20 protein-coding genes are annotated in these 20937 nt (G+C 64.4%); 11 read left to right on the top strand and 9 right to left on the bottom strand.

Annotated elements, in window-relative coordinates:
• The first annotated feature begins 5 nt into the window (after positions 1–5).
• The 4 genes from BLT98_RS02775 to BLT98_RS02760 all read left to right on the top strand — a co-directional run bounded on the left by BLT98_RS02775 (position 6) and on the right by BLT98_RS02760 (position 4576).
• Complete coding sequence (locus BLT98_RS02775) at positions 6–1616, top strand: GMC family oxidoreductase (protein ID WP_092605097.1); 1611 nt, start codon at positions 6–8, stop codon at positions 1614–1616.
• Positions 1613–3013, top strand: coding sequence for a cytochrome c (locus tag BLT98_RS02770; protein WP_092605096.1), 1401 nt, complete (start codon positions 1613–1615; stop codon positions 3011–3013). The genes BLT98_RS02775 and BLT98_RS02770 overlap by 4 nt, the downstream gene beginning before the upstream one ends.
• 113 nt (positions 3014–3126) lie before the next feature.
• On the top strand, positions 3127–3579 hold the full coding sequence (locus BLT98_RS02765; RefSeq protein WP_034786412.1) for an RrF2 family transcriptional regulator: 453 nt from the start codon (positions 3127–3129) through the stop codon (positions 3577–3579).
• Positions 3566–4576: an NAD(P)/FAD-dependent oxidoreductase gene (locus BLT98_RS02760; RefSeq protein ID WP_092605095.1), complete on the top strand. Its 1011-nt coding sequence runs from the start codon at positions 3566–3568 to the stop codon at positions 4574–4576. Before BLT98_RS02765 ends, BLT98_RS02760 begins: the two co-directional genes overlap by 14 nt.
• Here the strand turns inward: BLT98_RS02760 and BLT98_RS02755 are convergent.
• The gene (locus tag BLT98_RS02755; protein WP_092605094.1) at positions 4504–5271 is read right to left on the bottom strand and encodes an SDR family oxidoreductase; all 768 of its coding nucleotides are present in this window, start codon (positions 5269–5271) and stop codon (positions 4504–4506) included. The genes BLT98_RS02760 and BLT98_RS02755 overlap by 73 nt on opposite strands.
• Positions 5272–5394: 123 nt before the next feature.
• On the opposite strand from BLT98_RS02755, the gene BLT98_RS02750 reads away from it, so the two are divergent.
• A complete protein-coding gene (locus BLT98_RS02750; RefSeq protein WP_092605093.1) occupies positions 5395–6318 on the top strand; it encodes a LysR family transcriptional regulator in 924 nt (307 codons plus the stop codon).
• Positions 6319–6334: 16 nt separating this feature from the next.
• Positions 6335–7087: a DUF4303 domain-containing protein gene (locus BLT98_RS02745; protein WP_092605092.1), complete on the top strand. Its 753-nt coding sequence runs from the start codon at positions 6335–6337 to the stop codon at positions 7085–7087.
• 3 nt (positions 7088–7090) lie between these two features.
• On the opposite strand, the gene BLT98_RS02740 is transcribed toward BLT98_RS02745, so the two are convergent.
• The 7 genes from BLT98_RS02740 to BLT98_RS02710 all read right to left on the bottom strand — a co-directional run bounded on the left by BLT98_RS02740 (position 7091) and on the right by BLT98_RS02710 (position 14389).
• The gene (locus BLT98_RS02740; RefSeq protein WP_092605091.1) at positions 7091–8212 is read right to left on the bottom strand and encodes a metallophosphoesterase; all 1122 of its coding nucleotides are present in this window, start codon (positions 8210–8212) and stop codon (positions 7091–7093) included.
• Positions 8213–8283: 71 nt separating this feature from the next.
• Complete coding sequence (locus tag BLT98_RS02735; protein WP_092606810.1) at positions 8284–9798, bottom strand: ATP-binding response regulator; 1515 nt, start codon at positions 9796–9798, stop codon at positions 8284–8286.
• The gene (locus BLT98_RS02730) at positions 9785–11608 is read right to left on the bottom strand and encodes an ATP-binding protein (RefSeq protein WP_092605090.1); all 1824 of its coding nucleotides are present in this window, start codon (positions 11606–11608) and stop codon (positions 9785–9787) included. The genes BLT98_RS02735 and BLT98_RS02730 overlap by 14 nt, the downstream gene beginning before the upstream one ends.
• Positions 11605–12699, bottom strand: a complete 1095-nt coding sequence (locus BLT98_RS02725) for an ATP-binding SpoIIE family protein phosphatase (RefSeq protein ID WP_244517360.1) — start codon at positions 12697–12699, stop codon at positions 11605–11607. Before BLT98_RS02725 ends, BLT98_RS02730 begins: the two co-directional genes overlap by 4 nt.
• Positions 12696–13130, bottom strand: coding sequence for an ATP-binding protein (locus tag BLT98_RS02720; protein WP_244517359.1), 435 nt, complete (start codon positions 13128–13130; stop codon positions 12696–12698). Before BLT98_RS02720 ends, BLT98_RS02725 begins: the two co-directional genes overlap by 4 nt.
• A gap of 10 nt (positions 13131–13140) precedes the next feature.
• Positions 13141–13503 (bottom strand): STAS domain-containing protein, encoded by a 363-nt coding sequence (locus BLT98_RS02715; protein ID WP_034785745.1) that lies wholly within the window; start codon positions 13501–13503, stop codon positions 13141–13143.
• Between the two features lie 7 nt (positions 13504–13510).
• Entirely contained in the window at positions 13511–14389 is an 879-nt protein-coding gene (locus tag BLT98_RS02710) for an STAS domain-containing protein (RefSeq protein ID WP_092606807.1), read from the bottom strand.
• A gap of 227 nt (positions 14390–14616) precedes the next feature.
• On the opposite strand from BLT98_RS02710, the gene BLT98_RS02705 reads away from it, so the two are divergent.
• The 5 genes from BLT98_RS02705 (at position 14617) to BLT98_RS02685 (ending at position 20348) form a co-directional block, all read left to right on the top strand.
• Entirely contained in the window at positions 14617–15030 is a 414-nt protein-coding gene (locus BLT98_RS02705; RefSeq protein ID WP_034785752.1) for a hemerythrin domain-containing protein, read from the top strand.
• Positions 15031–15061: 31 nt separating this feature from the next.
• A complete protein-coding gene (gene hmpA / locus BLT98_RS02700) occupies positions 15062–16243 on the top strand; it encodes an NO-inducible flavohemoprotein (protein WP_092605088.1) in 1182 nt (393 codons plus the stop codon).
• A gap of 128 nt (positions 16244–16371) precedes the next feature.
• Positions 16372–16680 carry a DUF485 domain-containing protein gene (locus tag BLT98_RS02695; RefSeq protein ID WP_034755744.1) on the top strand — a complete coding sequence of 103 codons (309 nt, stop codon included), beginning with the start codon at positions 16372–16374 and terminating at the stop codon, positions 16678–16680.
• Entirely contained in the window at positions 16677–18371 is a 1695-nt protein-coding gene (locus tag BLT98_RS02690) for a cation acetate symporter (protein WP_170846266.1), read from the top strand. Before BLT98_RS02695 ends, BLT98_RS02690 begins: the two co-directional genes overlap by 4 nt.
• 147 nt (positions 18372–18518) lie before the next feature.
• Positions 18519–20348, top strand: coding sequence for a hypothetical protein (locus BLT98_RS02685; RefSeq protein WP_092605087.1), 1830 nt, complete (start codon positions 18519–18521; stop codon positions 20346–20348).
• Between the two features lie 97 nt (positions 20349–20445).
• Here the strand turns inward: BLT98_RS02685 and BLT98_RS02680 are convergent, their stop codons facing one another.
• Positions 20446–20904 (bottom strand): RrF2 family transcriptional regulator, encoded by a 459-nt coding sequence (locus tag BLT98_RS02680; protein ID WP_034785762.1) that lies wholly within the window; start codon positions 20902–20904, stop codon positions 20446–20448.
• Between the last annotated feature and the right edge of the window lie 33 nt (positions 20905–20937).

Raw genomic sequence — 20937 nt, 5'->3', positions numbered from 1 at the left:
CCATCATGGCTGAAGAACTCTCCGCCGATTACCTCGTGATCGGCTCCGGCATCATCGGTTCGCTGGCCGCGCGCAAGCTGGCGCTGGCCGGCGCCTCGGTGCTGATCCTGGAAGCGGGGCCGCGCGTGTCGCGCGGCGAAATCGTCGCCCGCTTCCGCAACACGACGCGCCGCAGCGACTGGATGTCGCCGTATCCCTCTGTGGCCACGGCGCCGCACCCGATCTACCAGCCGAAGGATAATGGCTACCTGGTGCAGGCCGGCCCGTATCCGTACCCAGCCGAATACATCCGCCAGTTCGGCGGCACCTCGTGGCACTGGGCCGCGCAGGCGTGGCGCAATGTGCCGAACGACTTCCGCATCCATAGCCTGTATGGCGTGGGCGTCGACTGGCCCATCAGCTACGCAGACCTGGAGCCGTTCTACCAGGAAGCGGAAGACATCATGGGCGTTTCCGGTGCGGACAATACGGGTTCGCCGCGCAAGCAGGCCTTCCCGATGGACCCCGTGACGGAGCCGTACGCCATGCGCCGCATCCGCGAACGCCTCGATCCCACGTTCAAGGTGGTCGGCAACACGGTGGCGCGCAACAGCGTCAGCTACGATGGCCGCCCGGCCTGCTGCGGCAACAACAGCTGCCAGCCGATCTGCCCCATCGACGCGCAATACCACGGCGGCATCGCCGCGCAGCAGGCCGAAGACGCGGGCGTGAATATCGTCTGCAATGCCAACGTCTACAAGCTGGAACACGACGCGCAGGGCCGCATCACGGCCGCCCTGTACTACGACGTCGACAAGAACAGCCACCGCGTCATGGCCAAGACCTTCATCTTGGCGGCCAACGGCATCGAAAGCCCCCGTCTGTTGCTCGTTTCCGCCTCGGACAAATACCCGAACGGCCTGGCCAACAGCAGCGACATGGTGGGCCGCAACCTGATGGACCACCCGAGCACCTCGATCACCTTCGACGCCGATGAAGACCTGTGGCTGGGCCGAGGCCCGCAAAGCCCCAACTCCATCAACACCATGCGCGACGGCGACTTCCGCAGCCAGCATTCGCCGTACCGCCTGGATTTCACGAACATCTCGCGCGTCGACGGGGCCACCAAGGAACTCATCGGCAAGGGCGTGTTTGGCGAGGAATTCGAGCAGCAACTGCGTTTCCGCTCGGCGCGTGAAATGAGCCTGAAAAACGTGCTGGAAGTGCTGCCGAACCCGGAAAACCGCATCGCCCTCAGCGGCGAAAAGGATGCCATGGGCATTCCCAAGCCGCAGGCGCACTATGCGATCGACGAGTACACCAAGCGGGGCCACGAGCGCTCGAAGCAGGATTTCGAGCAGATCGCCAGGCTGATGGGCGGCACCAATCTGCGCCACAGCAAGGAAGGCGTGTTCGCCAACAACCAGCACATCTGCGGCACCCTGTCGATGGGTTCCGACCCTGCCAAGGCCGTGTGCGACCAGTGGGGCCGCACCTTCGATCACGCCAACCTGTTCCTGTGCAGCACCGGCGTGCTGCCCACGTCCGGCACCTGCAATTCGACGGAAAACGGCCTGGCCGTGGCACTGCGCACCGTCAAGCACATCCTCGATGAACAACAGGGAGGCACAGCATGATGGCGGCTTTCCGACTGGCGGCCGGCGCCGCCTTGCTGTCCCTCGCGGCCATGCCGGTGCTGGCGGCGCAAGCCCCTGGGGCGGACGTGCAGGCGATCGAACGTGGCCGCTACCTTGCCACGGCCGGCGACTGCATTGCCTGCCACAGCGTACCTGGCGGCAAGCCGATGGCGGGCGGCCTGGCGCTGGCGACGCCGCTGGGCGCCATCGTTGCCACCAATATCACGCCGTCGACAACGCATGGCATCGGCAACTACACGCTGGCGCAGTTCTCCGCTGCCGTGCGCCATGGCGTGCGGGCCGACGGCGCGCGCCTGTACCCGGCCATGCCCTACACGGCCTACGCCAAAGTGACGGATGACGATACGGCCGCCCTGTACGCCTACTTCATGCATGGTGTGGCGGCGGTGGACACGGCGCCGGCGCAAAAGACGGACTTGCCATTCCCGTTCAATATCCGCCTGTCGATGGCGGGCTGGAATCTGCTCTTCCTCGACAAGAAACTGTTTGTGGCAGATACATCGAAAAGCATGGAGTGGAACCGCGGCGCCTACCTGGCGCAGGGGCTGGCCCACTGCAGCACTTGCCACACGCCGCGCAATGCGCTGATGGCCGAGCAGCTGTCGAAGGAACTGGGCGGCGCTGATCTGGGCACCTGGCATGCGCCGAATATCACGTCGGACGTCAACAGCGGTGTCGGCGGCTGGAGCCAGCAGGAACTGGCCGGCTACCTGCGTACGGGCCGCGCGGCCAACAAGGCGCAGGCGGCCGGACCGATGGCCGAAGCCATCGACCATAGCCTGAAGCATCTGAGCGACGCGGACTTGAACGCCATCGCGCATTACATCAAGAGCGTACCCGCCATCCGCGACAAGGCGGACGTGAAACCGGTGACGCAATGGGGCCAGGCGGGCGACGAGCTGAACGCCATCCGTGGCGTGCCGCTGCCGCAAAACCTGAACCAGATGTCGGGCGCGCAGCTGTACGATGCGCAGTGCGCCAGCTGCCACCAGGCCAGGGGCGAGGGCAGTTTCGACGGCAGCTTGCCGCCGCTGTTCCATAACTCGGTGACGGGCCGCAGCAACAGCAACAACCTGGTGATGGCAATCCTCGATGGCGTCGAGCGGCAGGATGGCAGGGGTGCCCATGCCGGTCATTTGATGCCTGCCTTCCGCCAGACTCTGTCGGACGAACAGATCGTCACCCTCGGCAATTACGTGCAGAAGATGTACGGCAATCCCGCCATCAAGGTGACGGCGGAACAGGTGACGACCTTGCGCAATGGCGGCGCGCCGTCAAACCTGATCGGCCTGGCCCGCGCGGGCATCATCGTCGGCGTGCTGGTGCTGCTGGCCTTGCTGGTATGGTGGCGGGGACCGCGGCGCAAGCCGGTGTAAGCGTGAATTGATCGCATAAGCTGGGGCCAGGCCGCAAAGTCTGGCCCTTTTTTTATGCCGCAAAAATTGCAACTCAATTGCATCTGCGCAGATTATGTACTATCATTAGTTACATGAGACGCGACAGCAAACTATCATCGATCCTCCATGTGCTGCTGCACATGGCCCATGCGGGACGCCCGATGACGTCCGAGGAACTCTCCGGCTACCTGGACACCAACCCCGTGCTGGTGCGGCGCGTGATGGCAGGCTTGCGCGAGCGCGGCTACGTGGCGTCGGGCAAGGGCCATGGCGGCGGCTGGCGCATCGTTTGCGACCTGCACCGCGTGACCCTGCAAGACATCTACGTGGCCGTGGGTTCGCCCACCATCTTCGCCATGGGAAACCGCGTCGACCAGCCGGGCTGCCTGGTCGAGCAAGTGGTCAACCAGTCGCTGGCCGGCGCCTTCGACGAAGCCGAGGCGCTGCTGATCCAGCGCTTTGGCGCCGTCACCCTGGCCGACCTGGCCGACCGTTTCAGCCAACAATACGCCAACCACAGAGGAGCACCGCATGCACATTCCTGAACTCCAAGGCGCGGGCAGCGGCACGCCTGCCGCCCCGTTCGACGCCATCATCGTCGGCGGCAGCTACGCGGGCCTGTCCGCGGCCACGCAACTGGCGCGCGCCCGCCGCCGCGTGCTGGTAATCGACGGCGGCCAGCGCCGCAACCGATACGCCAGCCATTCCCACGGTTTCCTGACCCAGGACGGCAGCGGGACGGCCGCCATCGCGGCCGAAGGCAAGGCGCAGCTGCTGGCGTATGCCACCGTCACCTGGCTGGACGGCACGGCCACGCAGGCAGCCGCCAGCAGCGATGGCGATGGCTTCGGCGTGACCCTGGCGGACGGCAGTGTCGTTCACGGCCGCCGCCTGGTGCTGGCCACCGGCGTGATCGATGAACTGCCGCCCGTCGATGGACTGGCCGAACGCTGGGGCGGCAGCGTCTTTCACTGCCCGTATTGCCACGGCTATGAACTGGAGCAGGGCGCCATCGGCGTGCTGGCCACCGGCCCCCTGTCCATGCACCATGCCCTGATGCTGCCCGACTGGGGCACGGTCACTTTTTTCCTGAATGGCGCATTCGAGCCCGATGCGGCGCAGCTGGCGCAACTTGCCGCGCGGGGCGTGACGATGGTGCGCGCGCCCGTGGCGCGGATCGACGGCGTGGCCGACGTGGTCATGGCGGACGGCAGCCGCCACGTCATGGCCGGCCTGTTCGTGGCGACCCGCACCCGCCTGGCCAGTTCCCTGGCCGGCGAATTGGGCTGCTTGCTGGAAGACGGTGCCATGGGACCGTTCGTGCGCACCGACGAGCAAAAGGCCAGCAGCGTGCCCGGCGTCTTTTGCTGCGGCGATGCGGGCCGCATGGCTGGCAGCGTGGCGTTCGCGGTGGCCGATGGCGCCATGGCAGGCGTGGCAGCACACCGCTCGCTGATGTTCGGACTGGATCAGGCGGCAAAACCGCCATCGATCTTCAGCCCGGCACCCGTGACGAACGCCGCTTCCGGGCTGGCCAGGTAAGCCACCATGCCGGCGATTTCATCGGCCGTGCCGTGGCGGGGCAGGGCCATCAGGCCGTGCATCAGGTCGGCGAAGTCGCCTGTGGGCGGATTCATGTCCGTGGCGACGGGGCCCGGTTCCACATTGTTGATGGTGATGCCGCGCGGGCCCAGGTCACGCGACAGGCCTTGCGTCAGGCCGCTCAGCGCCGATTTGCTCATGGCGTAGGCAGCCGCGCCGCCGAACGGCATGCGGTGCGCATTCGTGCTGCCGATATTGATGATGCGCCCGCCCGTCTGCATGTGCGCCACGGCTGCCTTGATGGCGACGAAGATGGCGCGCACGTTGACGTTCAAGGTCTTGTCGAAGTCTTCCAGCGAAAAATCATCGATGGCGCCGGGCAGGAACACGCCCGCATTGTTGACGAGGATGTCGATGCTGCCAAACTGCGCCGCCACCTTGTCGATGGCCGCCGTCAGGGCCGTGGCATCGGCCGCATCGGCTTGCACGCCCAGGGCCTTGCCGCCTGCGGCCTCCACCTTGCCGGCCAGCGCCTGCGCTTCGGCGGCGGAGCTTTGATAGGTGAAGACGACGTTGGCGCCCTGGCTGGCCAGGCGGCGCACGATGGCGGCGCCGATGCCGCGCGAGCCGCCCGTCACAAACGCGATCTTGTCTTGCAGTGGCAAAGAGGTGCTGGTGGTGGTTTGGGTTTGCATGATGTGCTTTCTAAGTGAGGAGTCGAGGAGTTCAGTATCTGCCTTTCATTCCTGCCGCGCTAGCCATGAATCGCTACAATTACTTTCAACCATTGGTATCAGATGAGCGGGTAGAATAGGCGCATGGACGCTCTCAATCACTTGCAATCCTTCGTGCTGTCTGCCGAGCTGGGCAGCTTTTCCGCCGCCGCGCGCCGCCTGGGGCTGACGCCGGCGGCCGTCAGCAAGAACGTGGCGCGGCTGGAAGCGAGCCTGGGATTGCGGCTGTTCCAGCGCAGCACGCGCCGTCTGACCCTGACGGAAGGGGGCGAGCGCTTCCTGCAGCAGATCGGCGGCGCCCTGACCACCTTGCGCGAGGCGATCGCCGGCGTGGCCGAAGAGGGCGGCCAGCCGGCCGGCATACTGAAAATCAGCATGGCGCCGTCGTTCGGACGCAGCTATGTGGTGCCGCTGCTGGGCGACTTCATCGCCCGCTACCCTGGCGTCATTCCCGACTGCCATTTCGATAACCGGCAAGTGGACCTGATCGGCGAAGGGTTTGACGTGGCCATCGGCGGCGGCATCGAGCTGACGCCCGGCGTGGTGGCGCGCGAACTGGGCCACGCCCACATCGTCGCCACGGCGTCGCCGGCCTTCATGCAGGGCAAGGCCATGCCCGTGCATCCGTCGGACCTGGCGCACTTCGACGGCGTGGCGCGCCGCTCGGCCGGCAGCGGCAGATTGCGCAGCTGGATACTGCGCGACGGCTCCGGCGGCGAGGGCGTGGCCGAATGCAGGCCGCGCGCCATCTTCGACGATCCGGAAGCGATGGCGCAGGCGGCCATCCTCGGCGTCGGCGTGGCGCTGCTGCCCATGCCGCACGCGCTGGCCCATCTGCGCAGCGGCGCCTTGGTCCGGCTGCTGCCTGGCTGGCATGCCGATTCCGGTCCCCTGTCCGTGTACTATCCCAGCAAGAAGCTTTTGCCCGCGAAGACGCGCGTGTTCGTCGATTTCCTGCTGGAGCAGTTCCGCCACCGCGATTTCGCCGCGCAGATACGGCCCGATTAAACGATGAACAATTCCCATGCATAGTAACTACAGCCTGTTTTACACCTTTGACGGCGATCAGCCCCTGCATTTCCGCGAAGCGCGCGTATTCGGCACGAGCGTCTGGACGGCCAGCGGCGCGGCCATGACTTGGGGCGAAGAGACGCGCAACGACTACGCCAGCGAGGCGCAGGCGCATGCCGCCTACCTGGCCCACTGCCATGCAGCGCTGGCCGACGGTTATGCCCTGGCGCGCGCCATGCTGATCGACCCGGCTGTCTTCGATTTCGCGCTGCTGCAAACCCTGGTGGCGCACGCCGCGCGCCAGGCTGTCGAAGCCGTGCGCCGTGCGCATCCGGACCAGCACATCGACGCCTTCGCGTTGGTGAGCGACGACAGCGCCATGACCATCGGCCCCATGGCGAATAGCCGCGAAGCGCTGGCTGCCTCGGAATACGGCGAAGAGATGCTGTGGAACCCGGCCGAATGGGCGTTCGACGAAGGTGGCGCGTACTTCGACAGCGCCTACCGCTTGTTGCTGCAGGCGCACCGCGACTTGCCGTTTGACGTGGATTTCGCCACCTTCCGCGCCGGCGTGTTCGACGCCTGCATCGGGGCCCTGGAGCAGCTGGATGGCGAGGGATGTTTTGGTGCCGGAGCGCAGCGCGACGAAAGCGTGCTGCTGTTCGAGGTCAGCGACAGCGAAGCAGTGGACGGCGCCATGGCGCGCCTGAATCCGCCGGCGGTGGTGGCGCGTTTCGCGGCGTGGATGGCCAGCTGGGCGGAGTGAGTCTTACTCCGCCACCAGCCTGAGTAGCGTAATCTCCGCCGGCGCGCCGATGCGTTTCGGCGGCCCCCAGTAGCCGGTGCCGCGGCTGACATAAATCCACAGCCGGCCTTGCCGGTGCAATCCCGCCACATACGGCTGCTGCAGCGGCACGAACAGGTTCCATGGCCAGAACTGGCCGCCATGCGTGTGGCCCGACAGTTGCAGGTCGTAGCCGGCCGCTTCCGCCTCGGGCGCGCTGCGCGGCTGGTGCGCCAGCAGGATGCGGGGGATATCGGCCGGTGCCCCGGCGATGGCGGCCTGCGGGTCGCTTTTCTGGGCAGGGTCGAAGGCGGCGGCATTGAAATCGGTCACGCCGGCCAGCGCCATGCGCGCGCCGTTGTGCTCGAGCACCGCATGTTCGTTCATCAGCACGCGCAAGCCCAGGCGACGAAATTCCGCCACCCACGGCGCGGCGCCCGAATAGTACTCGTGGTTGCCGGTGACGAGGAAGACGCCATGGCGCGCGCGCAGCTCGCCCAGCGGCGCCGTATGGCTGCCCAGTTGCGCCACCGTGCCGTCGACGATGTCGCCCGTGATGGCGATGATGTCGGGCTGCAGGCCATTGGCGCGCGCGACGATGGCCTGCACGTAGGCGCGCTTGATGGTGGCGCCCACGTGGATGTCGCTCAGCTGCACGATGGTCAAGCCCTGCAAGGCGGCCGGCAGGCCGGCGATGGGCACTGTCACTTCGCGCACGCGCGCCACGCGGCGGGCGTTGATGAAGCCGACGATGGTGGCCAGCAGGGCCAGGAGCAGCACGGCTACGGCGGACGCCTGCGCGTGCTGGCGGGCGGCGGGTATCAGCAAGGTGAGTTCGCGCAGCACGGCGAGCACGAACAGCGAGGAAAAAAAGCCCATGCACAGCGAGCCGGCCCAGATCAGGCGGTCGGCCAGGCGCGCATCGTTGGTGACGGCGCGGGCGAAGATCGTCATCGGCATGAGCATGGTCGACGCCAGCAAGACCAGGCCGCCCAGCAGCCAGCCGGCCAGGCCGACGGGCAGCGAAGGCAACAGCAGCCAGCCCAGCAGGGCGTGCAGGGCGCCCAGTATCATGGTGATGCGCAGCAGCGGCGTGCGGGTGGTCATGTCATGGTTCCAGAGGTGAGGCGGCCGCCGATTATAGCCGACGCCCTGGCCGCAGGCAGCCGCCACCCTGTTCAGGGGGCGATATGCAATCCCAGCATGGCCAGCTTGCCGAAATCGACAGGCTTGGCGAAGTGCTCGTTGAAACCGGCCTGCAGGGCCGCCTGGCGGTCGTGTTCCTGGCCGTAGCCGGTCAGCGCGACGAGCAGGAATTGCTGCGGTATCGGCAACTGGCGCAGTTTGACGGCCACGTCGTAGCCGCTCATGTCGGGCAGGCCGATATCGAGAAAGACGATGTCGGGCTTGAATTCCAGGGTGCGCTCGGTGGCTTGTATCCCCGTGTAGGCTGTGCGCACCGTGTGGCCGTACATCTCCAGCAATTCGGCCAGGGTGTCGGCCGCATCGCAGTTGTCGTCGACGACGAGGATGCGCTGGCTGCCGCCGGTGGCCGCCTCCGGCACTGGCGCGGCCGGCAGCGGCACGTTGGCGTCGAGCGGAAGGATGACTTCGAAGGTGCTGCCCAGTCCCACGCCGGGGCTGTGCACGCTGACCTGGCCGCCGTGCAAGGTCACCAGGTTGCGCACCAGCGACAGGCCGATGCCCAGGCCATCCTGCACCCGGTCGGGCGAATGGCCGCTCTGCTCGAACAGGCCGAAGATGCTGTCGATGCTGGCGGCGGCGATGCCGATGCCGTTGTCGCTCAGGCGGATGCGCACGTTGTCGCCTTCGCGCCCGGCGCTAATGGCGATGCGCCCGCCCGGCGCCGTGAACTTGGCCGCGTTGAGCAGCAGGTTGGCGACGATCTGCGACAGGCGCACGGCGTCGCCGCAGACCCACAGTTCTTCCTGGGGCAGGTTCACGTCCAGCGCATGGCCGCGCGCCTCGACGCTGTGCGAACTCGTTTCCAGCGCGCTGCGGATGACGCTGGCCAGGCTTACGCTTTCCCATTGCAGCGAGATTTTGCCCTGTGAAATGCGCGACACGTCGAGCAGGTCGTCGACCAGGCGCACCAGGTGGTCCGTGTGGCGGCCGATGGTGCGGCGCGCATTGTCCTGCACGGCCGGCACGACGGGATCGAGCTTGCACAGCAGGGCCAGCGCCGTGCGGATGGGGCCCAGCGGGTTGCGCAATTCGTGCGCGAGAGTGGCCAGGAATTCATCCTTGCGGCGGTCCACGTCGCGCAGCGCGCGCTCGACCCGTCCCAGGCGCAGCAGCGCCTTGACGTTGGCGATCAGTTCATCGGCCTCGATCGGCTCGACCAGGTAATTGTCGGCGCCGCCGTCGAGGGCGCGGATCTTGTCGGCCGAGCCGATGCAGGAAGCGGACGTCTGCAGCACCAGGATGGTGTTCGTCTCGGTGCCGCCCTTCAATTGGCGGCATACTTCCAGGCCGTTGATATCGGGCAGCTTGACGTCGAGGAGGATCAGGTTGGGGCGGTCCTGGCGGGCGCGCAGCAGTGCGTCTCCCCCGTTCGAGGCTTCGATGACCTTGAAGCCGGCGCGTTTGAGGATGCGCGACTTGGCGTAGCGTGCGCCATCGCTGTCATCGACGTTCAGGATCAGAGCATCGCTGTTGTTATCCGGTAGCATGCGCATTGTCCCATGTGGTTGTGCCTTGCGGCGGAACCGGCTCTTGCCGGTGGTGTGGATTGCCGATCAGCGCGCGCAGGGTCGCCAGCAATTGCTGGCGCGGCAGCGGCTTGACGTAGTAGGCGTCGGCGCCCAGGGCCAGGCCCTTGCGCACGTCGTCGATCTCGGTGGCGACGATGACGGGCACCTGGCGCCGCAGCGGGTCGTTTTTCAGCTCGGCCAGCCAGTGCCAGGCCGTTTCGCCGTGCAGCATGATGTCGAGGATGACGGCGGCGGGGCGCTGCTGCTCCCAGCGCTCCTGCGCTTCGCGCACGCTGCGCGCGGGGACCACGCGAAATTCGCTGCCGGCCAGGAATTTTTCATACAGCAGGCGCACGGGCGGATTGTCTTCCACCACCAGCACGGCGATGCGCTGGTCGTTGCCATTGTCATTGGCAGGCGTGCACGGCGGCAGGCTGCCCTCGGGCGCATGGTAGCTGGCGGGCAGGACGACGGAAAACAGCGATCCCTCGCCCGGCGTGCTTTCCACGCTCACCGTGCCATTGAGCAGGGTGGCCAGGTTGCGGCACAGGGGCAGGCCCAGGCCCGTGCCCTTGACCTTGCGCTGCATGTGGTTTTCCACCTGGCTGAATTCCTCGAAGATCAGCTGCACGTCCTCGGCGGCGATGCCCAGGCCCGTGTCGGAGACGGAAAAGCGGATGGCATCCTGCTCCGGCAAGGGCGTGGCGCTGACGATGATGGCGCCCGCTTCCGTGAACTTCAGGGCGTTGGCGATGAAGTTGCGCAGGATTTGCGACAGCTTGCCTTCATCCGTGTGGATGTGCAGCGCCGGGTCGGGGTCGATGAAGGTCAAGGTCAGCGACTCGGACACCAGCAGCGGGCGCAGCATGCCGCGCAGGGCGCTGAACAGGTCGGCCACCTGGAAACTGTTGGCATGCACGTCGACCTTGCCGGCCTCGATCTTGGCCAGGTCCAGCAGGTCGTTGACCAGCTCGCTCAGGCTGACGGCGCTTTGCAGGATGAACAGCACCTGCTTTTCCTGTTCCTCGGACAGCTCGCCGTCGATGCGGTCGAGCAGCAGCTTGGACAGGGCGCGGATGGAGCTGAGCGGGGTGCGGAATTCATGGCTCATGTTGGACAGGAAGCGCGATTTCATCTGGTCGGCGCGGCGCAGGTGGTCGGCTTTCTCGTCCAGCTCCGCGAATAGCGCCACCACGCCCCGGTTGGTGTCTTCCAGTTCGCGCGTCAGCTGCAGCAGATCGTCCTGGCGCGTCTTCAGTTCGGCCAGGGTGCTCAGGAGTTCGCGGTTCTGCTGCTGCACTTCGGACAGCGTGATATCCGGGGGCAGCGCCTGCAGGCTGCCGGACAGCACGCCGATCGTGGCGCCGTCGAGCAGGGGAGCGTCGCGGGAGAACAGCTTGTGCAGGGTGATCTGCGTGCCGTCGCCCGGCGTGCTATGGATATGGCAGCGGTCCATCAGGCGCTGGGCGCCCAGGATGCCCAGGCCCATGCCCGTAGGCGAGCGGTAGGTGCCGGCCAGTATCCTGTCGAGCTGCGCGATGCCGGGGCCCTGGTCCTCGATGCGGATGCTGAGCACCTGCGGCGCCGTCTGGCCATCGATGGCGAAATGCACCTTGCCGCTGCCGGCGTAGTTGTAGACGTTGCGCGCCAGTTCCGATACGGCCGTGGCGATGCGCACCTGGTCCTGCACGCCGAAGCCGCACAGGGCGGCGATCTGCCGAGCGCGCTGGCGCGCGCCCACCACATCGAGTTCGCTGCCGATATGGGCTGTCAATATGCGTTGTGTCATGCCGCACCTGTTCCTTCCGCTGTTTCAGCTGTTACAGCCTGGTGTTCCTCATGTTCGCGCAGCACCACCACCGTGACGTCGTCGCGCCCACGGGCAAAATCCCGGTACAGCACGGCGGCGACGAGGCTGGGGTGGCATTGCGCCAGGCCCGGATAGCGCTCCAGGTCCCAGCGCGTGTGCAAGCCGTCCGAATGCATGATCAGTGTCGTGGCCTGCTGCCATGGAAAGCAAAACTCCTGCACCTTGCGCAGATTGCTGCCGACGATGCCGTTATGCGACAGCAGATGCCGGCGCTGCTGTGCGTCGAAGGCGCAGGCGGCGATATTGCCCACGCCGGCGTAGCGCAATTCGCGGCGTGCGCTGTCGATATGCGCCACCGCCAGGGCTGCGCCGCGCGTGGCACGCAGGGCGCCGTGGGCCAGTTCGATGAAGGAGGCGGGCAGGGGCGGCAAGCCGGGCGTGCTGTGTTCCAGCAGGGCGCTGGCGCATTCCGAAGCGCGCGCCGCCAGCGGGCCGTGGCCCAGGCCATCGGCCACCATCAGGCTCAGTTCATGGCCTTCGCAAACCACGTTCCAGGCGTCGCCGCACACCTGTTCCGAGGCCAGCGGCAGGCATACGGCGCCGATCTGCCAGTTCGGACTGGCAGGAATGGCGCTGCTGGCGTGCTGTCCCCATACCACCATCATCAGCACCGTGCCCTTGCCGGGCGCCGTGTACAGGTCGAATTCCTGGCTCAGGCGGCGTATCGCGCCCAGTCCCACGCCGTAGGTGCCCGTGGTGGAATGGCCGTCCTGCATGTGCTGGCGCACGTTGGCCATGCCGGGGCCGTTGTCGATGGCCAGCACTTCGATGCCGCTGGTGCCGCCGCGCAGCACCTTGCGCAGCAGGATTTCGCCGCGCTGCGCGTGCTTGACGATGTTGGTCGCCGCCTCGCTGATGATGATGGCCAGCTGGCCCGTGCGCACGTCGTCGAAGCCGATGCGGCGCGCCAGTTCGTTGCCGGCGCGGCGGGCCGCGGCGATCTCGCTCGGTTCGCCGATGGGAAAACTGCGTTGCCTGACGATGTCAGGGGCTTGCTCGAGGTGGTTCAAAACAGCTTCCATTTCGCGATGGTGACAGTGGTGCCCGCGCCGGGCGCCGTGTCGATGTGAAATGCGTCGGCCAGGCGCTTGGCGCCGCCCAGCCCCAGTCCCAGCCCGCCGCCGCTGGTATAGCCATCGGTCAGCGCCAGGGGAATATCTTCGATGCCCGGTCCCGCATCGACAAAGCGCAGCTCCAGTCCCTGGCGCGCGCCATCGCTGACGCGCGCGATGCGCGCTTCGCCCCCGCCGCCGTAGCGCAGGGTATTGCGCGCCAGTTCGCTCGCCGCCGTGATGATCTTGGTCTGTTCGATCAGGCCAAAACCCATGGCGACCATGCTGTCGCGTACCTGCTTGCGCAGCCGTACGACGTCTTCGTCGCTGTGCAGGGGCAGAATCTGCTGCGTCTGCTGCACTCCAGCCTGCTCCTGCGCGCCTAGCACGGCGCCCCCGTCATGCGCATGCGCCGCCCCGTTCCAGCAGCTTGATGCCCAGCTCCACGTTGAGCGCCGTGCTCACGCCTTCCAGCGTCAGCCCCAGTTCCACGAGGGTGATGGCGACGGCCGGCTGCATGCCGACGACGACGGTGCGCGCGTCGAGGATTTTCGCCATCGCCGCCGTGTTGCTGATCATGCGGCCGATGAAGGAGTCGACGATGTCGAGCGCGGAAATGTCGATCAGCACGCCCGTGGCGCGGTCCGTCACGATGCGGGTGGTCAGGTCATCCTGCAAGGTCATCGCCAGGCGGTCATGCATGTCCACCTGGATCGTCACCAGCAGCAGCCGGCCCATGCGTAAAATGGGGATTCTTTCCATAGGCGCCTCAGTGTTGTTGCTGCTGGTAGGTGATGCTGGAGCCCGTACGTTTCAGGGCCACGACGAAAGCGTCGGCCAGCGTGGCCTTGGTCATCACGTCTTCCAGGTTGACGCCCAGGTGCACGATGGTTTGCGCGATCTGCGGGCGGATGCCGCTGATGATGCAGTCGGCGCCCATCAGGCGCGCGGCGGCGATGGTTTTCAGCAGATGCTGCGCCACCAGGGTGTCGACGGTAGGCACGCCCGTGATATCGATGATGGCGATCAGGGCGCCCGTGTCGACGATCTTTTGCAGCAGGCTTTCCATCACCACCTGCGTGCGCGCGCTGTCGAGGGTGCCGATCAGGGGCAGGGCCAGCACGTTTTGCCACAGCTGCACCACGGGCGTGGACAGCTCGAGCAATTCCTGCTGCTGTCGCAGAATCACCTGTTCGCGCGCTTTCTGGTAGATGGCGATGGTCAGCAGGCCCAGTTCATCGAACAGCTTGCTGGTGCTGACGATGGCGTCGCCCAGTTGCTCCGGATGCGCCGTGATTGCCTTGCGCAGGTAGGCGAACAGCGGCTCCTTGAGGGAGAACATGAAGCTGGCCGTGTCGATCGGCGAATAGCCCTGGCGCACGCGCGACTGCGATATCTCCGCCAGCAGCTGGCGCGTATCGTCCCAGGCGCCGCCTTCGATGTCGAACGAGTCGCCGCTTTCCAGCGCGCCCGCCAGCAGCGGCAGGAATTGCGATGCCTGCTGGCGCAGCTCGTTCTCGGCGATCTTGTCGCGGCGCACCAGGCGGGCGATCAGGCCGGCCATCCAGCCGTCCAGCAGGTCCGTGTGGTGCTCGTTGATGATGCCTGCCAGTTGCTGCGCCTGGCCCGTGCCCGTCTTGTTTTTCATGCTCATCCTTGGCTGGAGTGGAGGGTGCGGCACGGCCGCAAACGGGCCTGTGCTGTGATAAATAAATTATAGGCAGACATGGCCGTAGCTTGTGTTCTCTGGCGCACATAGTGGCGCATGTCGTTCCAGATTCCTTCAGGAAACACTTATGCATTTAAAGATGCATGTAATTTGCATGTTTAAGCGAATTCCGCTACACTGGGAACACTCAACAAGAGAAACACGCCATGAATATCGACAAATTCAAACAGCAGCACCTGGACATCCTGGCCGCCATTGACGACTTGCGCCGGCTGGCGCGCGGCGGTGTCGCTGCGCAGGCGCAAGCCATTGCCGAACAGATCATTGCCATGAGCGGCTTGATCAAGCTGCACCTGGCCGTCGAACAGCGCTACCTGTATCCAGCTGCGCAAGCGTCCGGCGTGGCCAAGGTGGCACAACTGGGACGCCGGTACGAAAACGAAATGCAAGGCATCGCCGGCGCCTATCTGGATTTCGCCGGCCGCTGGAATACGCCCGTGCGCCTGGAGGCCGAACCGGAAGCCTTCCGCAGCGAAGCCAATACCGTGCTGCACGCGCTGTTCCAGCGCATGCGGCGCGAAGACCACGAGTTATATCCAGCCGTTGAAACGCTGGCCTGAGACCGCTTACACATATACACAGGAGTTTTACATGCTGACCCAAGAACAACGCGCCATCATCACGGCCACCGTCCCCATCCTCGAGCAGGGCGGCGAAGCGCTGACGCGCCACTTCTACAAGAATCTGTTCCGCGACCATCCCGAAGTGCTGCCGTACTTTAACCAGGCGCACCAGCACAGCGGCGACCAGCAGCGCGCGCTGGCCAATGGCGTGCTGATGTATGCCAAAAATATCGACAAGCTTGCGGCGCTGGGCGACCTGGTGGCCACCATCGTCAACAAGCACGTGGCCCTGCAGATCCGCGCCGAGCACTATCCGCTGGTGGGCGCCAGCCTGCTGCAAGCGATACGCGAAGTGCTGGGCGAAGAGATCGCCAGCGATGCCGTCATCGACGCCTGGGGCGCGGCGTATGGCCAGCTGGCCGATATCCTGGCCGGCGAAGAAGGGCGCATCTACAAGGCGCAGGCCGCCGCACCGGGCGGCTGGAGCGGCGCGCGCGATTTTTTAGTGCGCAGCAAGACGGTGGAAAGCGGCGAGATCACCTCCTTCCTGATGGCGCCCGCCGATGGCCAGGCCGTGCTCGACTTTGCGCCAGGCCAGTATATCGGCGTGCTGGCCACCGTCGATGGCGTGCCCATGCGCCGCCAGTATTCCCTGTCTGCCGCCAGCAATGGCCAGACCTACCGCATCAGCGTCAAGCGCGAAGAGGGCGGCAAGGTCTCGAATTTCTTCCACGATCACGTGCAGGCGGGCGACACCGTGCAGCTGACGCCGCCCTCGGGCGACTTCGTGTTGACGGATAGCGACAAGCCGCTGGTGCTGATCAGCGGCGGCGTGGGCATCACGCCGACCCTGGCCATGCTGACGGCGGCCCTGCGCGGCAAGCGTCCCGTGCATTTCATCCACGCGGCGCGCAACCAGGGCGTGCATGCGTTCCGCGCGCAGATCGACGCACTGGCCGCGCAGCACCCGCAGCTGCAGCGCTATTACTGCTACGCGGAACATGGCGGCGAACAGGACGCACCGGACGCCGTCGGCTTGTTGAATAAGGAGCAGCTCGGTCACTGGCTGCCGGTTTCGCGCGACGTCGACGCCTACTTCCTGGGACCGCAGCCATTCATGCGCGCTATCAAGCAGTATCTGCGCGAGCTGGGCGTGCCGGAACAGCAGACGCACCACGAGTTCTTCGGACCGGCTGCCGCACTGAATTAATTTTTTTCTGCATTGTGTTGTCCCCGCGAGAAAAAACGCTGCCGTAAGGGGCGGGTAAGCCTCGCACTGTACTGTGAATCCAAGCTCGAAAACAAAAGAGCAGCTTTTACATAACAGGAGGCAACACAATGCATGACGATCTGGTTCAAAAAATCAAGAGCGACCCCAGCTATCATCAGCTGGTCAAGGTGCGTTCCCGCTTCGGCTGGGCGCTGACGGGCCTGATGATGCTGGTGTACTACGGCTACATCCTGCTCATCGCCTTCAACAAGGAATTTCTGGCCACTAAGACGGGCGCCGGCGTGATGACCTGGGGCATGCCGATCGGCCTGTTCGTCATCGTGTTTACCGTGCTGGTCACCGGCATCTATGTGCGCCGCGCCAACAAGCAATTCGACGATCTGAGCAACGCCATCCAGGCACGGGTGCAAGCATGAGCGCCGCCAAGCATGCGCTGCGCGGCGTGTCTTGCCTGAGTGCCTGCCTGAGCACCCTGGCGCTGCTGGGCGCCAGCAATGCCGCGTTCGCGGCCGGCGCCGACCTGGGCCAGGCAGTCAAGCAGCCGACCAACTGGACGGCGATCATCATGTTTGCCGCCTTCGTTATTTTTACATTGTTCGTCACCAAGTGGGCGGCCAAGAAGACCAAGTCGGCCTCCGATTTCTACACGGCCGGCGGCGGTATCACAGGTTTCCAGAATGGCCTGGCCATTGCGGGCGACTATATGTCGGCCGCCTCCTTCCTCGGTATTTCCGCGGCCGTCTTTTTGAACGGCTATGATGGCCTGATCTACGCCATCGGCTTTCTCGTCGGCTGGCCCATCATCACCTTTTTGATGGCCGAGCGCTTGCGCAACCTGGGACGCTTTACCTTTGCCGACGTGGCCGCCTACCGCTTCAAGCAGGCGCCGATCCGCATCTTTTCGGCTTCCGGCACCCTGGTCGTCGTGGCCTTTTATCTGATCGCGCAGATGGTGGGCGCGGGCCAGCTGATCAAGCTGCTGTTCGGCCTCGAATACTGGATCGCCGTCGTCCTGGTCGGTACATTGATGATGATCTACGTGCTGTTTGGCGGCATGACGGCCACCACCTGGGTGCAGATCATCAAGGCGGTGATGCTGCTGGGCGGCGCCACCTTCATGGCCGTGGCCGTGCTGGCGCAATTCAACTTCAGCCCGGAAGCGCTGTTCGCCAAGTCGGTGGACGTGCACGCGACCAAGGAAGCCATCATGGGCCCGGGTTCCTTCATCAAGGACCCGATCTCGGCCATCTCGTTCGGCATGGCGCTGATGTTCGGCACGGCCGGCTTGCCGCACATCCTGATGCGTTTCTTCACGGTGCCGAGCGCCAAGGAGGCGCGTAAATCCGTGTTCTGGGCCACCACCTGGATCGCTTACTTCTATGTGTTGACTTTCATCATAGGCTTTGGCGCGATCGTGCTGGTGAGTACCAATCCCGAGTTCAAGGATGCTGCCGGCAAGCTGCTGGGTGGTAACAACATGGCGGCCGTGCACCTGGCCAAGGCCGTGGGCGGCAACGTCTTCCTCGGCTTCATGTCGGCGGTCGCGTTTGCCACCATCCTGGCCGTCGTGGCGGGCTTGACCCTGTCGGGCGCGTCGGCCGTGTCGCACGATCTGTATGCCACCGTCATCAAGAAGGGCAAGGCCACGGGCGCCAACGAATTGAAAGTGTCGCGCGTGACGACGGTCGTGCTGGGCATCATCGCCGTGGTGCTGGGCATCGCCTTTGAAAAGCAGAACATCGCCTTCATGGTCTCGCTGGCATTCGCCATCGCCGCCTCGGCCAACTTCCCCGTGCTGTTCATGTCGGTGCTGTGGAAGGATTGCACCACGCGGGGCGCCACCATCGGCGGCTTCCTGGGCTTGACCACGGCCGTTGCGCTGACGGTGGTGTCGAAGTCCGTGTGGGTCGACGTGCTCGGTCATGGCGAAGCGCTGTTCCCTTACGCGTCGCCGGCGCTGTTTTCGATGACGGCCGGCTTCGTTGGCATCTGGCTGTTCTCTGTGCTCGACAAGAGCCCCCGCGCGCGCATCGACCGCGCCGGCTACGAAGCGCAGCAAATGCGTTCGGAAACGGGTATCGGCGCGGCAGGCGCCAGCGCGCATTGAGCATTTGAATCGCTCTACACCTTGAACGCCCCTTTCGCAGGGGTGTTTTTTTTGTCTGCGATTTGCACGATCTGGCCGGCCGGTGTACTCTCGCGCAGAGAAGGTCCGCTTGTTGTTACTGATAGTAAGTGCAACTTGAAAGAGCCAATGAAGCACACCTACGCGGTAAAAAAACAGGAGCGACAGGATCGTTTCGTCGCGCCCGGCGCTGGCAGCGGGGCAGGGCAGCTGGCCGCGGCATTCCATTCCGGCAGTGAGCGGCCGCAAGCCACAGGCTCGCGTAAATGGCCGGGCATGGTGGATGGGGCTGGCGGTGCGGGCAGCCATGCCATGTACGGCACGGCCGATCCATCCCGCGTGCACGATATGCTGGCCAGGGCCCGGCAAGGCAGACTGCGCGATGGCGAGGTGGAAATGACGCAGCGGCCCGACGTCGGGGCCATGCACCTGCGCGATCTCGCGCAATCGCTGGAAGCGACGGCCACTGCGCCTGGCAGGCCGGTGGCGGACGCCTTGCAATCGGGCTCGGCCAGTATCGGCAATGGACGGGTGCGGATGCCGGGCATCGGCGGCGCAGGCAATCCGGCGGCGATCGCCCATCAGCTGGGCGTGCTGCGTCCGCAGGCAACGCGTATCGTGCCTGTGCCGAACGGGCGCTTCGAGGTCCAGGCAAAACTCAACCCGTGGGTGTCCGTAGCGACGGGACGCGCATTGCCGGAATTGGACGAAAACCCCAATATGATCGGCCTGCAGATGCAGTACAAGGATGGCGATCAACATCCGATCGAGCTGGGCGTGGAATGGCGTAGCGTGGCTCCACAGCACCAGCCCTTGCAACCGTACCATTCCGAAGACACGTATGGTGAATTCATGCAGGCGCTTGCCGCCGTCGATGGGTCGGACATGGAGGCAGAGCAAAAACAGGCGGAGAAAGTGCGCCTGCTGTCTGATTTTTATCATCAATTGAAAAGCTTGTCAGCAGCGCAATTGGAGGAACTTGGAAGCCTGCTTGAAAAAGATATCGATAAGCATGAGGCTAGCGATACGCTTGACAAGGCATTTGAAGAAACCCGGCTTGTCTACAGAACCTGGCATGCGCCAAAACATATTTCCGTCTCAACCGGCCTGGGGGTGTCACAGGCCGACGGGAGGGAACTTGTTGGCGCCGATAATCTCAACACCGTGCTCGACCCCGAGAAATTTAGGCATTACAAGGAGCAAAGCAAATTGCCAGGGTCGGTACTGCCGTCGCTTGGCGCTTCTCCTTCGTCATTGCTTTACCCTGATGCTGATCAACCTAATATTGTATTTTTAAAGGAACGCGGTACAGCAGCAGCCCTTTTGCCCGAGAATCTGAATGCCGGCTTCGCCGCTTACAATGAGGCATCCAAATCCTTGCTTCGCGGGAAGACAAGCGAAGAATTGGCAGGTGAATTCAGCAAACTTCATTACCATGCCAAGAAAATGCGGTCCAGCGTAACGCGGCCGCTATTTTTTAATAGCGACGATCTTCAATCGAATACGGATGCTTTCATACACCCGGACAAACCCGGTGACCGCCCCCACGTACGTAAAATCCATAATGGGCTGCATGAGGAGCATAACCCATTAAGACAAAGCTTCGATCGTAAGCTGGCAGACCCGTTCCGCACCAACGCCATTTTCTACCAGACATTCTCTCAGCATTCAAAACCAGACACTTATGCCGAGCAATGGAATGAGATGGTGGTCAAATACAGGAAAAAAGGGCATATGGCAGGCCTTTTCAAAGAGATCAGGGATTGGGTGCCCGAGTTGAAGGATTATCCCGGGATTGTGGATGAGTTAATAGATAGCGGGAAATTTAATGCGGATTTTGCGAAGGCGATTGCCGGGAAGAAGGAACCCGCCACCAGTGCCAAGAGCAGCAGTTCAAAAACAAAGTCGAAAAAGCAGACAAAACATGTAAAGCAGGCAAAGCATAAAAATAAAGAATAGCAAGCATGTTCTGGTGCGCAGCCCCCTCGCCACCAAGTTTCGTGGCGCACATCGCGCCTATCGCCCATCAGGACTGCCTGCCTGCTCCTGACAATTATCAGGTATTTTCCACGTGCAGGCGGATCACGCCTGCCATCGGCGCTGGCGCGCCCGGCGTCGCTTCGAGTATCGATGCGAGGGTCACCGTGTCGAGCACGGCCAGGAAGGCGGCCGTGGCCTGGCCCAGCTTGGCCTTCAGCAGGCAATCGGGCGTCAGCGGGCAAGTGTTGTTTTCCTTGTTGAAACATTCTGCCATGAAAAAATCGCTTTCCGTCTCGCGCACGACGGTGCCGATATTGATCTCGGCCGGGTCGCGCGCCAGGCGCAGGCCGCCATTTCTCCCACGTACCGTTTCCACGATGCCTGACAGGCCCAGCTGGTGCACCACCTTCATCAGGTGATTCTTCGAGATGGAATGCAGGTCGGCGATGTCCTGGATGGTCACGAGGCGGTCGCGGTGCACGCCCAAGTACATCAGGGTGCGCAGGGTGTAGTCGGTATAGGCAGTCAGTCGCATGGGTATCATTCATAAGATGTGGATTACATCCTT

It is taken from the genome of Janthinobacterium sp. YR213 (assembly GCF_900099875.1).
Lineage (GTDB): Bacteria > Pseudomonadota > Gammaproteobacteria > Burkholderiales > Burkholderiaceae_D > Janthinobacterium > Janthinobacterium lividum.
Note: the sequence above shows the minus strand (reverse complement) of the source record. Positions and strands in the feature narration are given on the sequence as shown.